Annotated in this window: 9 protein-coding genes; 5 read left to right on the forward strand and 4 right to left on the reverse strand. The window is 55.9% G+C overall.

Annotated elements, in window-relative coordinates; translation table 11 throughout:
* Nucleotides 1-101: 101 nt before the first annotated feature.
* Both nifJ and WFL93_RS13120 read right to left on the reverse strand, forming a co-directional pair.
* Nucleotides 102-3,629: a pyruvate:ferredoxin (flavodoxin) oxidoreductase gene (nifJ, locus tag WFL93_RS13115; RefSeq protein WP_336778311.1), complete on the reverse strand. Its 3,528-nt coding sequence runs from the start codon at nucleotides 3,627-3,629 to the stop codon at nucleotides 102-104.
* A gap of 138 nt (nucleotides 3,630-3,767) precedes the next feature.
* Nucleotides 3,768-4,424: an MgtC/SapB family protein gene (locus WFL93_RS13120; RefSeq protein WP_336778312.1), complete on the reverse strand. Its 657-nt coding sequence runs from the start codon at nucleotides 4,422-4,424 to the stop codon at nucleotides 3,768-3,770.
* Nucleotides 4,425-4,613: 189 nt separating this feature from the next.
* Between WFL93_RS13120 and WFL93_RS13125 the strand changes: the two genes are divergently transcribed.
* Nucleotides 4,614-4,886 (forward strand): putative hemolysin, encoded by a 273-nt coding sequence (locus WFL93_RS13125; protein WP_007888020.1) that lies wholly within the window; start codon nucleotides 4,614-4,616, stop codon nucleotides 4,884-4,886.
* A 16-nt stretch (nucleotides 4,887-4,902) separates the two neighbouring features.
* Here WFL93_RS13125 and WFL93_RS13130 read toward each other — a convergent pair whose 3' ends face one another.
* Complete coding sequence (locus tag WFL93_RS13130; RefSeq protein WP_007888018.1) at nucleotides 4,903-5,895, reverse strand: 2-hydroxyacid dehydrogenase; 993 nt, start codon at nucleotides 5,893-5,895, stop codon at nucleotides 4,903-4,905.
* 274 nt (nucleotides 5,896-6,169) lie between these two features.
* On the opposite strand from WFL93_RS13130, the gene WFL93_RS13135 reads away from it, so the two are divergent.
* From WFL93_RS13135 to WFL93_RS13145, 3 genes are read left to right on the forward strand one after another with little or no spacing between them, the layout of a single operon-like run.
* Nucleotides 6,170-8,788 (forward strand): YdbH family protein, encoded by a 2,619-nt coding sequence (locus WFL93_RS13135; protein ID WP_336778313.1) that lies wholly within the window; start codon nucleotides 6,170-6,172, stop codon nucleotides 8,786-8,788.
* On the forward strand, nucleotides 8,785-8,973 hold the full coding sequence (locus WFL93_RS13140) for a YnbE family lipoprotein (RefSeq protein ID WP_007888015.1): 189 nt from the start codon (nucleotides 8,785-8,787) through the stop codon (nucleotides 8,971-8,973). Before WFL93_RS13135 ends, WFL93_RS13140 begins: the two co-directional genes overlap by 4 nt.
* A gap of 11 nt (nucleotides 8,974-8,984) precedes the next feature.
* Nucleotides 8,985-9,305 carry a YdbL family protein gene (locus WFL93_RS13145; protein ID WP_007888014.1) on the forward strand — a complete coding sequence of 107 codons (321 nt, stop codon included), beginning with the start codon at nucleotides 8,985-8,987 and terminating at the stop codon, nucleotides 9,303-9,305.
* Nucleotides 9,306-9,392: 87 nt separating this feature from the next.
* Here WFL93_RS13145 and azoR read toward each other — a convergent pair whose 3' ends face one another.
* Nucleotides 9,393-9,992, reverse strand: coding sequence for an FMN-dependent NADH-azoreductase (azoR, locus tag WFL93_RS13150; RefSeq protein WP_049852219.1), 600 nt, complete (start codon nucleotides 9,990-9,992; stop codon nucleotides 9,393-9,395).
* 232 nt (nucleotides 9,993-10,224) lie between these two features.
* On the opposite strand from azoR, the gene hrpA reads away from it, so the two are divergent.
* Complete coding sequence (gene hrpA, locus WFL93_RS13155) at nucleotides 10,225-14,121, forward strand: ATP-dependent RNA helicase HrpA (protein WP_336778314.1); 3,897 nt, start codon at nucleotides 10,225-10,227, stop codon at nucleotides 14,119-14,121.
* Nucleotides 14,122-14,368 lie beyond the last annotated feature (247 nt).

Below are 14,368 nucleotides of genomic sequence, written 5' to 3' on the forward strand. Positions count from 1 at the left end.
CCTCACGTGATCTCTTTTATGCGCAGAGAGCAATGCACTGGTAAATCTTATATCCTGTTGAACCTGCAAAAAGCCCGGCCTCGGTTGCCGGGCTTGTTCATTTAGTCACTTCTCTCGCTTTTCCCTGCCAATTCCGCCAGGCGTTGATAACGCTGATTAGCGGCCTCTGTCGCATCCTGCCACAGCTGCGAGGCCTCTTCGGGGCGCTGGGTTTGTAACTGGCGGAAGCGCTGTTCGTTCATTAATGCTTGTTCCAGTTCTGAAGTCGGTGGACGCGAATCCAGCGCCAGCGCAGCTTTACCTTGCTCCGCCCGGCGCGGGTCGAAGCGATACAGTGGCCAGAAACCGCTGGTGGTGAGCAGGCGCATCTGCTCGTGGCTATAGGCCAAGTCGTAGCCATGCTCTTCACACGGGCTGTATGCGATGACCAGCGACGGACCTGGCCAGGCTTCCGCTTCCTGGATGGCTTTTACCGTTTGGTTGAGCTGCGCGCCGAGAGAGATCTGCGCCACGTACACATGGCCGTACAGCAGCGTAGACATGCCGAGATCTTTCCGTGCCTTGCGTTTACCTTGCTCACCAAACTTGGTCACCGCACCAAGCGGTGTCGCTTTTGATGCCTGGCCGCCGGTGTTGGAGTAGCACTGCGTATCCAGCACCAGCACATTGACGTTTTCGCTCAGGCTCATCACGTGATCGAGGCCGCCGTAGCCGATATCGTAAGCCCAGCCATCGCCACCAATCAGCCAGACGGATTTTTCCACTAACGCATCAGCAGCCTCACTTAAGGCTTCCGCTTCAGACTGTGACGAAGCGGCAAGCAGGGCGCGCAGTTGGGCTATCTGCTCACGTCGCTGCGATATGGTGACATTGTCACTTTTAAGTTCGTCTACTAATCCGGCGGGCAGAAGTGGCGTGCACTGGTCGAGCAAGCGCAGCGCGCGCTGTTTATGCTGATCGACACTCAAGCGGAACCCCAAACCAAACTCGGCGTTATCTTCAAACAGCGAGTTCGCCCACGCCGGACCGCGCCCATCCGCGTTGGTGGTATAAGGCGTCGAAGGCAAATTGCCGCCATAAATCGAAGAGCAACCGGTGGCATTAGCAATTAACAAGCGATCGCCATACAGCTGCGTCAGTAACTTGATATACGGCGTTTCGCCGCAGCCAGAACAGGCGCCAGAGTATTCAAACAGCGGCGTAATGAGCTGCGAAGTACGGATATCAATACGTTCCAGCTGTTCAGCGGTGATCTCCGGCAGCGCGAGGAAGGCCGCATAGTTGGCCTTCTCAGTTTCAACATGTTCCAGCCGCGATTGCATATTGATGGCTTTGATTTCCGGATGCTGACGGTCGCTGGCCGGGCACACTTCCACGCACAGATTACAGCCGGTGCAATCTTCCGGTGCCACCTGCAAGACATACTTCTGCCCACGCATATCGCGTGATTTCACATCCAGTGAGGCCAGCGTAGCAGGCGCATCTACCAAGGCTTCTGGGGCGACAACTTTGGCGCGAATGGCCGAATGCGGACAAGCTGCGACACAATGGTTGCATTGCGTACAGAGATCGGGCTGCCAGATGGGCACCGCTTCGGCAATATTGCGCTTTTCCCACTGCGTGGTGCCAACGGGCCAGGTGCCGTCGGGCGGCAGCGCCGAGACCGGTAATTTGTCGCCGAGACCGGCTAACATCGCCGCGGTGACGGTTTTGACGAAATCCGGTGCGCTATCCGCTACCACCGGCGGGCGGTGGGGGCTGCGATTGTCAACCGGCTGCAGCGCTACCGCCTGCAGTGCCTGTTGCGCCATCGCCAGCGCCTGCCAGTTACGCTGCACCAGCGCTTCGCCTTTGCTGCTGTAGCTGCGCGCAATCGCGTTTTGTAGTTCAGTCAGCGCGCTATCGCCCGGCAGAATCTGCGTCAGCTGGAAAAAGGCCATCTGCATAACGGTGTTAATGCGCGCGCCTAGCTGACATTCACGCGCGATGCGCGCCGCGTTAATCACAAACAAGCGTGCCTGCTTGTCGTTCAGCTGACTCTGCACTTCCTGCGGCAAACGCGCCCACACTTCATCAGCAGCGTAAGGCGTATTGAGCAGGAAAATCCCGCCTGGCTTAAGCTGATCGAGCATCGAATATTTATCGATAAACTGCAGTTGGTGACAACCGATGAAGTCTGCCTGCTGAATCAAATAGGCGGACTGGATCGGATGTTCGCTGACGCGCAGATGGGAAACCGTCAGCCCGCCGGCTTTTTTCGAATCGTAGACGAAATAGCCCTGCACGTGCCACGGCGTAGCGCTGCCGATAATCTTCAGATTGTTTTTGCTGGCGCTAACGCTACCGTCGCTGCCCAAACCGTAAAACAGCGCTTCCAGCCGCGCGCGGTTGGGCACGATGTTGGCTTCCATCGGCAGTGAAAGGTGGGTGACATCGTCGTAAATCCCCACGGTAAAGCGTGCCGGTGGCAGATCGCGCTGCAGCGCGCGAAACACTGCCAATACCGCATCGGGCGCGAACTCTTTCGACGACAAACCATAGCGACCACCAATCACTTTCGGCAGCGATGTCCGCTCGCCGCGACTGTAGGCTTCAGCTAACGCAGTTATCACATCCAGGAACAGCGGTTCCCCTAGCGCGCCCGGCTCTTTGGTGCGATCAAGCACCGCAATGCGCTGTGCGCTTACAGGAATCATCTGCAACAAATGCGTTGCCGAGAATGGGCGATACAAGCGTACTTTTACCAATCCCACTTTTTCGCCACGTTGTTGCATCTCATCAATCGCTTCTTCAGCGGTGCCACAGCCGGATCCCATCATAATGATCACGCGTTCGGCCTGCGGATGGCCGTAAAACTCAAACGGCTGATAGCAGCGTCCGGTAGTTTCGCCAAAGGCTGTCATCGCTGCTTCAACGTGTCGGGTGCAATCGTCGTACCAGCGGTTGGTGGCTTCGCGAGACTGGAAATAGGTATCAGGATTGGCGGAGGTTCCGCGAATGGTCGGACGATCCGGCGTGAGCGCACGGGCACGATGGGCGGTAATTGCTTCACCAGGCATCAGCAGCTGCAAGGTTTCATCGCTGATCGGTACAATCTTGTTTATTTCGTGCGAGGTGCGGAAGCCATCGAAGAAGTGAATAAAGGGAATGCGGCTATTCAGTGAAGCGATTTGCGCGATCAAGGCAAAATCCTGCGCTTCCTGCACGCTGGATGCACAGAGTTGGGCACAGCCGGTTTGGCGCACCGCCATCACATCGGAGTGATCGCCAAAAATCGACAGCGCGTGGGTCGCCACGGTACGCGCCGCTACGTGCAGCACAAACGGCGTCAATTGCCCGGCCAGTTTGTAGAGCGTGGGGATCATCAATAACAATCCCTGCGACGACGTAAAGGTGGTGGAGAGCGCACCGGTTTGCAGCGCGCCATGCACGGTGGCAATCGCGCCACCTTCCGACTGCATCTCAATCACACGCGGCACGTCGCCCCAGATATTACGGCGGCCTTCACCTGACCAGCTATCTGCCAGTTCAGCCATCGTTGAACTGGGCGTGATGGGGTAAATGGCAATTACTTCACTGGTGCGGAAGGCGACCGACGCCACCGCACCGTTACCGTCGACGGTAATCATAAATCGTCCTTTGCTACGCTGAGAAACCCGCAAAATTTACGGGGGTTATCAGTTCAGTTTAGCAAAGCACCATGATGTGACTTTCTCATCAGTGTGCAAGCGGGATGCCAGCGCACAAGCTTCTAAAATTGATGATTTTTACATCATCTCCAGCGATTGAACGCCTTTGATTTCCATCACTTTGTCATAAATATTGTGCATCGGCGTGCGCCGTGACAATGTCACCTCAACCCTTAACTCGCACAAGCCATTCTCCTCGTCACGATTAACGACGGCGATATGCCCGTAACGCACGTTCTCGCGCTGTAGCACCAGTAAGACAATCGGCACGCTTTTCGGTTTGAGATGCACCAGCAATGTATGATGACGGCCAATCAGCCAGTGGCTAATGCGACGGAAGGTTTCCAGCACCACCAGCGCCAGCACGGTGCCATAAATGCCGATTTCGTACATGCCGCTACCGATCACCAATCCAATTGCCGCCGTCACCCATAAGCCAGCGGCTGTAGTAAGGCCTTTCACTACCTGTTTTTGAATAATGATGGTACCCGCGCCGAGGAAGCCCATGCCGCTGACGACCTGCGCTGCAATACGGCTGGGATCGAGCGCCACATGATCGCTAACTAACATATCGGCGAAGCCGTATTTCGACACCAGCATAAACATGGCGCTGCCGATGCCGACCAAAATGTGGGTGCGAAGACCGGCTTCTTTAGCGCGTAGCTGGCGTTCCAGGCCAATCAGACCGCCGAGAATTCCGGCTAAAGCAATACGGATTAGCATATCCGTCAACATTGTTCTCTCCTTAGTTATTGATAATTGGGCAAGTAGCAGCGAGAAAAGGGTGGAAATATCCCAATCAGGATAATTCTGCTTGCAAAGCATGGAAGAAAATTTTGTAAAAAGCTGTGTCTCCCCTCGATCCCTTGCCACGCCTGACATATGCTGGTGCGACTTTTTCGCTCAATCCCCGGAGCCCCATCGATGAAAGCCGCACTTTTTCTGCTGGCCGGAGCCACATTGTTACTTTCTGCCTGCAGCAGCAATAGTGATAACGAACCGCCGCAACAAGCCACTGCCGCACACGTATCACCGCGCGTTGTGATGTCATCTATGGCTGAAGTGAATTGCAGTAATGCCGGGGGCTCGCTGGCGTTTTCACGTCAGTTAGATGGTTCACGCATAGGCATGTGTCAGTTGGCCAATGGTCGTCGTTGTGACGAACAGGCGCTGATGGGTGGAAGCTGCGCCCGCTAAGGCAGGCGCAGGATAATTACGCGGTGACCAGATTCGGGCTGATTTCACCCCGTTCCAGCTGCTGCAAATTGCCGAGTGTGGTTTCTGAAATCGCCGTTAGCGCTTCGGCAGTCAGAAATGCCTGATGGCCGGTAAACAGTACGTTGTGACAGGCGGACAGGCGTCGGAACACATCGTCCTGAATCACGTCATTTGATTTGTCTTCAAAGAACAGGTCGCGTTCGTTTTCATACACATCCATACCCAATGAACCAATCTTTTGTTGCTTGAGCGCATCAATCGCCGCCTGCGAGTCGATTAATCCGCCGCGGCTGGTGTTGATGATCATCACGCCGTCTTTCATTTGGCTGAACGCCTGGGCATTCAGCAGATGATGGTTTTCCGGCGTCAGCGGGCAGTGCAGCGTAATCACATCGGCTTCAGCAAACAGCGTTTTCAAATCGACGTATTCCGCACCCAGTTCCAGCGCGGCCTGGCTTGGATAAGGATCAAACGCCAGTAAGCGCATGCCAAATCCCTTCAGGATACGCATCGTGGCCACGCCGATTTTGCCGGTGCCAACGATGCCTGCGGTTTTGTTGTGCATGTTGAAGCCGGTTAAGCCATCCAGTGAAAAGTTGGCGTCACGCGTACGTTGATAGGCGCGGTGAATGCGACGATTCAACGTCATCATCAGACCAACCGCATGCTCGGCCACCGCTTCCGGTGAATAAGCCGGTACCCGCACCACGTTTAAGCCCAGTTCTTTCGCCGCCGCCAGATCGACATTATTAAAACCGGCGCAGCGCAGCGCGATGTGCTTAACACCCAACGCCGCTAACTCTTCCAGCACCTCTTTGCTGGCATCATCGTTTACGAAAATGCACACCGCATCGCAGCCAGCGGCATTTTTCGCCGTGGCGGGCGTGAGCAGGAAGTCAAAAAACTGCAGCTCAAATCCAAAGCTGGCATTGACGTGTTCGAGGTATTTCTGGTCGTAATGCTTGGTGCTGTAAACCGCAACTTTCATTGTTTCGCTCCTGAAAAATGCAACGTCGGTATCCTCACAGGATAACGTTTTTCGCGGCATTTTGCTGTTCTTCAGCCAGACTAAGCAGCTAACGCCTTCATTTGTGAGATATAACATGCCATCATTAAATCCGTCATAATTCGAACGTCAGGAGCCTTGGTGGCGTGTACTCACCCCAATCTCTTACTGCAGTAAGCTTCTGGTGATTCACCCACTTGCCGCCTTCCTGTCATTCGAATTATTTAGGACTTATTTAAAGGGATAGTTAGCTACCATGCCGCGTGGCCTCCGCCGAACACTTGCTGCGCTACTGGCGCTGATACTGCTGCTATTGGGATTGCTGCTGACGCTCACGCAATGGTTGCCGCGTCTGGCCGGTATCTGGCTGCCGGAAAATACCCGCGTTGAGCTCAACGGCACGCCGCGCTGGCAGCAGGGTGCCCTGCATTTCCCGGCGGTGCGCTATCTGGCCGGTGATTGCGAACTGGCGAACGTCCACGATGCCGCGCTCGGCTGGCAGCAGAAACGTTGGCAGCTTAGCGCCGCTGACGTACAGCTCAACAGTGATTGCCTGCAATCACTGCCGCAAAGCGCCGCAAGCGGTGCACCACGTAGCCTGGCCGACTGGCAGAAGATGCTGCCCGGCGCCGATGTGCATTTGCAAAAAATCACTGTTCTGCCGTGGCAGCAATATGCTGGTCGATTCGATCTTACCTTAGATCAAGAGGTTCAGCGGCTGCGTTACCAAGGCGACAATCTCAATCTTGAGGCCCGTTTGCAGGGCCAACAGTTGCACATTAGTCAGCTGCAACTCAGTCATCCTTTATTGCCTAAACCGCTCAATCTGCACGGCGATGTGACTTTGCCAACTTTTGCCAACGGCTTGCCGGTAGCGGGTGAACTCAGCGCAGACCTTAACGTGGCGCAGTGGCCACAGCCGCTGGCGCTGACCCTCAACTGGCAACAGCAGCAGGGTGCGTTAACCGTGAAGCAGCAGGGAGATGAACTGCCGCTGCTGCAGCTGCCGTGGCAGGTTGATGAGCAGGAAATACGCATCACGCAGGGGCAATGGCGCTGGCCACAGGCCGACCAGCCGCTTTCAGGCGGTCTGGCGCTCACGCTGGAAAACTGGCAGCAAGGTCTGGAAAACACCCTGGTCAGCGGACGATTCAATTTGCTGACGCAAGGGCGCGGCGGCAAAGGCAATCTGGTACTGAGCGTTGGGCCGGGCAAACTCAGCATGATCGATAGCGCTTTGCCGTTCCAGCTAACCGGCGAGAGTAAATTTGCCGATCTGCAACTGTTCGGCAGCATGCCGGGCTTGTTGCACGGGGTATTAACCGATCCACAGCTCAGCCTGAAGCAGGGGGCGCTGCTGCGGTTGCGTGGCCGCTTACTTTCAACGCTGGAAGTGGATGAAGCACGCTGGCCGCTGGCGGGTGTGACACTGGCTTCGCGCGGCATAAACGGTCGCCTGCAGGCGATACTCAAAGCGCACGATCCGAACTTTGGCCGTTTCACCCTGCATCTCGATGGGCGCGCCACGGATTTCTGGCCGGATAGCGGTATCTGGAACTGGCGCTATTGGGGCGAGGGTGCCATCGCGCCACTGGCGGCCAAATGGGATGTGAAGGGCACCGGCAGCTGGCAGGACACCTTGATCAGCCTCGATACGCTGAATACCGGTTTCGATCAGCTGGCCTATGGCATGGTGCAAGTCGCTAAACCGCGTCTGACGCTCTCCGCGCCGGTACGCTGGCAACGTGATCCGCAACAGCCCGCGTTTAACGGCGGCTTCACGCTGAAATCTGGCCAAACCCAATTTAGCTACGGCGGCTGGCTGCCACCTTCAGAACTCAATTTTGAAGCCAAAGGCAGCGATCCCAGCCATTTCCTGTGGCGTGGTCAGCTGACGGCGGAAGATATCGGACCGGTGCGCGTGCATGGCCGCTGGGATGGCGAACGATTGCGCGGCGAAGCCTGGTGGCCGGCGCAGTCGCTGACGGTGTTCCAGCCGCTGCTCAGTAGCGATCTGAAAATGCGCATTCAGTCGGGTGAACTGCGCGCGCAGGTGGCGTTCTCGGCTGCCAGCGTTCAGGGTTTTGAGGCTGGTGGTCACTGGACGGTGAAAAACGGCAGCCTGTGGATGCCGGACAGTGAAATCAACGGTATCGATTTCTCGCTGCCGTTCCGCCTGAAAGTTCATCAATGGCAACTTGGACGTCGCGGCCCAGTATCACTGCGCATCGCTGAAGTGAAAAACCAGTTCTCACTGCAAAATATCACCGCTGATTTGCAAGGCCACTATCCGTGGCAGGAGCGCCAGCCGTTAACCCTAAGTAATGTCAATCTCGATTTGCTGGGCGGACACGTCAGCATGCCCGAGCTGCGTATGCCGCAGCATCAGGCCGCGCGTGTCTCGCTGAAAGAGATCAACCTCAGCAAGCTGGTCACCGCGATTAAGCCCAAACAGTTTGCCATGTCCGGTAAAGTTAACGGTGAGCTACCGCTGTGGGTGAATAATCCCCAATGGTTGATTGAAAAGGGTTGGGTCGCTAACAGTGGGCCGCTGACGTTCCGCCTGGATAAAGATATGGCGGATGCCATTGTCAGCAACAATGTTGCCGCCGGCGCGGCGATGGATTGGCTGCGCTATATGGAGATTTCGCGTTCGTGGGCCACGCTTGATCTGGATAACTTCGGCAACTTGATCATGCAATCGGAAGTGAAAGGCGTCAGCCAGTTCAGTAACCGTCGACAAACCGTCAATCTGAACTATCGACATCAAGAGAATCTGTTCCAGCTGTGGCGCAGCCTGCGCTTTGGCGATAATTTTCAATCATGGGTGGAGCAAAATGCCACCTTACCCTCGAAAAAGGATCCCCAACCATGAGCCTCAGGGCATTACTGGTGCTGGCAGCCTGGCTGCCATTGAGCGGCTGCGTGCCGCGTATTGAGGTGGCGGCACCGAAAGAGCCCATCACCATCAATATGAACGTGAAAATTGAGCATGAGATTCACATCAAGGTGGATAAAGATGTGGAAGCGCTGCTGAAGAACCAGAGCGGCCTGTTTTGAGGAGATGCATGATGAAACGCAAGGCAATCGCGCTCGTTGTAGCGCTGCTGTTGGTGCCATCAGCGTGGGCGTTGACGCTCGATGAGGCGCGTCAGCAGGGGCGCGTAGGCGAAACGCTGAGCGGCTATGTCGCGGCGCGCCAGCAGGATGACGTAACGCTCGAACTGGTTAAGCGTATTAACGCCGGCCGGATGGAACAGTATCAGCGCGTGGCGCAGCAAAATAATCTGACCGCCAGCGAAGTGGCGCGCATCGCCGGTGAGAAACTGGTGAATCGCGCCGGCAGCGGTGAGTATGTGCGCGGTATCAATGGGCAGTGGCTGCGTAAATAGCGCGCATAAAAAAAGCCGGGCGCTCAGGCCCGGCAAGAGATGGCATCATACCCTTTATGGCTGGGCATTCATCACGTGCAAAAATGATTACGCAGCAACAATCTGTTTGATGGCGTCTTTGGCGTCGTTAGCCGCTTTGGTGGCCACTTCAGGACCATAAGCGATGCCTTCCGCGAACACGAAGTTCACGTCAGTGATACCGATAAAGCCGAGGAACAGTTTCACGTATGGCGTCAGCAGATCGCTAGCCGTATCTTTATGGATGCCGCCACGGCTGGAGAGGATTACCGCACGCTTGCCGGTCACCAGACCTTCTGGGCCTGCTTCGGTGTAACGGAAGGTCACGCCAGCGCGGGCAATCAGGTCAAAGTAGTTTTTCAGCTGGGTTGGGATGTTGAAGTTGTACATTGGCGCCGCAATAACCACGGTGTCATGGGCTTGCAGTTCAGCAATCAGTTCGTCAGATAACGAGAGCGCTTCCTGCTGACGCGGAGACAGCGGGGCGTCTGAAGGACGCAGCGCGCCAACCAGCTCACCATCCAGGACTGGAATCGGCTGAGCCGCTAAATCACGCACGGTCACTGAGTCACCTTTGGCGCGTGCTTCTTCAGCGTAGAAGTCAGCCAGTTGATTTGACTGAGAGTATCCAGCGAGGATGCTTGATTTCAGAACTAAAACTTTGCTCATGGTATTTTCCTGTGCGTTACGCGGTTGGCTTACCGCTCAATGCTTTACACTGTACGGAGTTAGCCCGCGAGGTAAAAGCGCAATATTTCGAGATCTATGTTCGAAATTATTGAACAAGCTCGCACGTGCCGCTCAGGCAGGCGTTCCAAATTGTGCTATGATGGCGACCATTAATTGCTTGAATCCGCCGGGAAAGTCTCCGGTTTGCTGCAACAATAGGTAACGCATCGCTATGTCATCATCCGCACCTTCCCCTTTAGCCTCCCTTTGGACGCGGCTCGATAATCTGACGCTGCGCGATGCTCAACGCCTGCGCCGACGTTTGCTGGGCGCGGCAAAGGTGAAAAATCCGGTTAAGCAGCAGGAGATTGTGGCTGAACTGGAACCGGAATTTGTCGCGGCCGAACAGCGCCTTGCGCAGCGTACGGCGGCGACTCCGCGCATTACCTTCCCAGAAAACCTGCCGGTAAGTCAGAAGCAGCAGGACATTGCCGATGCCATCCGTGAGCATCAGGTGGTGATTGTGGCGGGTGAAACCGGATCGGGTAAAACCACCCAGTTGCCAAAAATCTGTCTGGCGCTGGGGCGCGGCGTCAAAGGCCTGATTGGCCACACTCAGCCGCGTCGTCTGGCGGCGCGCACCGTAGCGAACCGCATCGCCGATGAGCTGGAAACCTCGCTCGGTGGCACCATCGGCTACAAAGTGCGCTTTAACGATCAGGTTAGCGAAACCACTCAGGTTAAGCTGATGACTGACGGTATTTTGCTGGCTGAGATCCAGCAGGATCGCCTGCTATTGCAGTACGACACCATCATTATCGATGAAGCGCACGAACGCAGTCTGAACATCGATTTCCTGCTTGGCTATCTGCGCGAACTGCTGCCGCGTCGTCCCGATTTAAAGGTGATCATCACCTCGGCGACCATCGATCCGCAGCGTTTCTCGCGTCACTTCCATAATGCGCCGGTGATTGAAGTTTCTGGCCGGACTTATCCGGTGGAAGTCCGTTATCGTCCGATGGTGGAAGACGCCGACGATACCGATCGCGATCAGCTACAGGCGATTTTCGATGCGGTGGATGAGCTTGGGCAGGAGAGCCGCGGCGATATTCTGATCTTTATGAGCGGCGAACGCGAAATTCGCGATACCGCCGATGCGCTGATGAAGCGTGATATTGCACACACCGAGATTCTGCCGCTGTATGCGCGCCTGTCGAATGCCGAGCAAAACCGCGTGTTCCAGTCGCACAGCGGACGCCGCATCGTGCTGGCCACCAACGTCGCGGAAACTTCGCTGACGGTGCCTGGCATCAAGTACGTTATCGATCCCGGCACCGCGCGCATTAGCCGTTACAGCTTCCGCACTAAAGTGCAGCGCTTGCCGATTGAGCCGATATCTCAAGCCTCCGCTAATCAGCGTAAAGGGCGCTGCGGCCGCGTTTCCGAAGGGATCTGTATTCGTCTCTATTCAGAAGACGATTTCCTTAGCCGCCCGGAATTTACCGATCCGGAAATTCTGCGTACCAATCTCGCATCGGTGATTTTACAGATGACGGCGCTGGGGCTGGGTGACATTGCCGCTTTCCCATTCGTCGAAGCGCCCGATAAACGCAATATTCAGGATGGCGTGCGCCTGCTGGAAGAGCTGGGCGCCATTACGCTGAGTGAAGATGAAACCTATAAGCTGACACCGTCAGGCCGCCAACTGGCCCAGCTACCGGTCGATCCGCGTATGGCGCGTATGGTGCTGGAAGCACAAAAGTTTGGCTGCGTGCGGGAAGCGATGATCATCACCGCCGCGCTGTCGATTCAGGATCCGCGCGAGCGTCCGTCGGACAAAAAGCAGGCTTCTGATGAAAAACATCGGCGCTTTGCCGATAAAGAGTCCGATTTCCTTGCGTTCGTTAACCTGTGGAATTATCTGCAGGAGCAGCAAAAAGCGCTCTCCAGCAATCACTTCCGCCGCCAGTGTAAAACTGACTTCCTCAACTATTTGCGTGTGCGCGAATGGCAGGATATCTATACCCAACTGCGTCAGGTAGTCCGAGAGCAAGGCATGCCGGTCAATAGCGAACCGGCGCCGTACCGCGAAGTACACAGCGCGCTGCTTACCGGCTTGCTGTCGCACATTGGGCAGAAGGACAATGAGAAGCAGGAGTTCACCGGCGCTCGCAACGCGCGCTTCTCGATCTTCCCCGGTTCCGGCCTGTTTAAGAAGCCGCCAAAGTGGACCATGGTGGCCGAACTGGTGGAAACCAGCCGCTTGTGGGGGCGCGTTGCCGCGCGTATCGATCCGGAATGGATTGAGCCGCTGGCGCAGCATCTGATCAAGCGCAGCTACAGTGAACCGCACTGGGAAAAAGCGCAGGGCGCGGTGATGGCGACGGAAAAAGTGACCCTTTACGGCCTGGCGATCGTGCAGGCGCGTAAGGTTAATTACAGCCGCATCGACCCACAGCTGAGCCGTGAGCTGTTTATTCGTCATGCGCTGGTGGAGGGTGATTGGCAGACGCGTCACGCGTTTTTCCGTAATAACCTGAAGCTACGCAGCGAAATCGAAGATCTGGAACACAAATCGCGCCGCCGCGATATTCTGGTCGATGACGAAACGCTATTCGCGTTCTACGATCGCCGCATTGGCAGCGACGTGGTGTCGGCGCGCCATTTTGATAGCTGGTGGAAACAGGCCAGCAAAGAGAATCCCGATCTGCTGAGCTTTGATAAGCAAATGCTGATCAAAGATGGCGCCGATAAAGTCAGCCAGCTCGATTACCCTAACTTCTGGCATCAGGGCAACCTGAAACTCAAATTGAGTTATCAATTTGAACCGGGTGCGGATGCTGATGGCGTGACGGTGCACATTCCGCTACCGCTGTTAAATCAAATCGAAGAAACCGGATTTGAGTGGCAGATTCCTGGTGTGCGCCGCGAACTGGTTATCGCGCTAATTAAATCGCTGCCGAAGCCGGTACGCCGTAATCTGGTGCCTGCACCTAATTATGCCGAAGCGTTTCTTGGTCGCGTCACTGCCATGGAACAACCGCTGCTGGATGCACTGGAGCGTGAGTTCCGCCGCATGACCGGCGTCACCATTGACCGCGAAGCCTGGCAGTGGGATCAGGTGCCCGATCATCTGAAAATGACTTTCCGCGTAGTCGATGAGCACAATCGTAAACTGCAGGAAGGCAAAAACCTGCACCAGCTCAAGCTGTTGTTGAAGGGCAAGGTGCAGGAAACGCTGTCAAAAGTGGCGGATGATGGCCTGGAGCAGAGCGGGTTGCACATCTGGAGCTTTGGCGACTTGCCGCAAAGTTACGAGCAAAAACGCGGCAGCTATCAGGTTAAAGCCTGGCCTGCGCTGGTCGATGAGAAAGATAGCGTGGCGATTCGTCTGTTTGATAGTGAAGCCGAGCAGCAGAAAATGATGTGGCGCGGGCAGCGTCGTCTGCTGCTGCTGAACATCCCATCGCCGACCAAGTATCTGCACGAGAAGCTGCCCAACAAAGCCAAGCTCGGCTTGTACTTCAATCCGTATGGCAAAGTGCTGGAGCTGATCGATGACTGCATCGCCTGCGGCGTGGATAAGCTGATGGCAGACGCGGGCGGCCCGGCGTGGCAGCAGGAGAACTTCGAAAAGCTGCGCGACAAAGTGCGTGCCGATTTGAATGAAACCGTTGTCACTATCGCCAAACAGGTCGAACAAATCCTGACGTGCGTGTTCAATATCAACAAGTTCCTGAAAGGACGCGTGGATATGTCACTGGCGCTGGCATTAGGCGATATTAAAGCGCAAATGAATGGCTTGGTGTATCGCGGGTTTGTTACCGGCAACGGCTGGTCGCATTTGGGCGATACGCTACGTTATCTGCAGGGTATTGAGCGGCGTCTGGAGAAACTGCCGGTGGATCCGCACAGCGACCGCGCGCGCATGCTGAAAGTGCAGGCGGTTGAGCAGGCATGGCAGACATGGCGTAATAAATTGCCACCGCAGCGGCAGGATGATGCCGAAGTGCTGGCGATTCGCTGGATGCTGGAGGAGCTACGGATTAGCTATTTTGCGCAGCAGTTGGGTACGCCTTATCCGATTTCGGATAAGCGCATTCTGCAGGCGATGGAGCAGCTGAGTTAAGCGATTCGCATTTTAGCGGCGGCCCTACAAACGACACGGTGTTTACAGGCGGCATAGATATTTAAAAAGGCGGAAAGGCGGGGCCGCGAAGTTAAAGCTTCCGCCGCAGGGACAAAAACGCCGGGAGCGTTTTTGAACAACGCATAGCGTTGGCCCACAAAGTGGGCGAGCCTCATGGATGAGGCGAGTAACCGGCGGCAGAGGCCCCAGGGATGGGTTCACGACGACTTTACGAAGCGGCCCCGTT

The sequence above is a fragment of the Pantoea sp. USHLN256 genome (assembly GCF_037149875.1).
Classification (GTDB): Bacteria; Pseudomonadota; Gammaproteobacteria; order Enterobacterales; family Enterobacteriaceae; genus Pantoea; species Pantoea nemavictus.

Bases quoted from the DNA above. Each gene is read 5' to 3' on its own strand.
- azoR (WP_049852219.1), bottom strand. From the start codon at position 9,992: ATGAGCAAAGTTTTAGTTCTGAAATCAAGCATCCTCGCTGGATACTCT.
- WFL93_RS13125 (WP_007888020.1), top strand. From the start codon at position 4,614: ATGAAAGCCGCACTTTTTCTGCTGGCCGGAGCCACATTGTTACTTTCT.
- WFL93_RS13140 (WP_007888015.1), top strand. From the start codon at position 8,785: ATGAGCCTCAGGGCATTACTGGTGCTGGCAGCCTGGCTGCCATTGAGC.
- WFL93_RS13130 (WP_007888018.1), bottom strand. From the start codon at position 5,895: ATGAAAGTTGCGGTTTACAGCACCAAGCATTACGACCAGAAATACCTC.
- WFL93_RS13145 (WP_007888014.1), top strand. From the start codon at position 8,985: ATGAAACGCAAGGCAATCGCGCTCGTTGTAGCGCTGCTGTTGGTGCCA.
- hrpA (WP_336778314.1), top strand. From the start codon at position 10,225: ATGTCATCATCCGCACCTTCCCCTTTAGCCTCCCTTTGGACGCGGCTC.
- nifJ (WP_336778311.1), bottom strand. From the start codon at position 3,629: ATGATTACCGTCGACGGTAACGGTGCGGTGGCGTCGGTCGCCTTCCGC.
- WFL93_RS13120 (WP_336778312.1), bottom strand. From the start codon at position 4,424: ATGTTGACGGATATGCTAATCCGTATTGCTTTAGCCGGAATTCTCGGC.
- WFL93_RS13135 (WP_336778313.1), top strand. From the start codon at position 6,170: ATGCCGCGTGGCCTCCGCCGAACACTTGCTGCGCTACTGGCGCTGATA.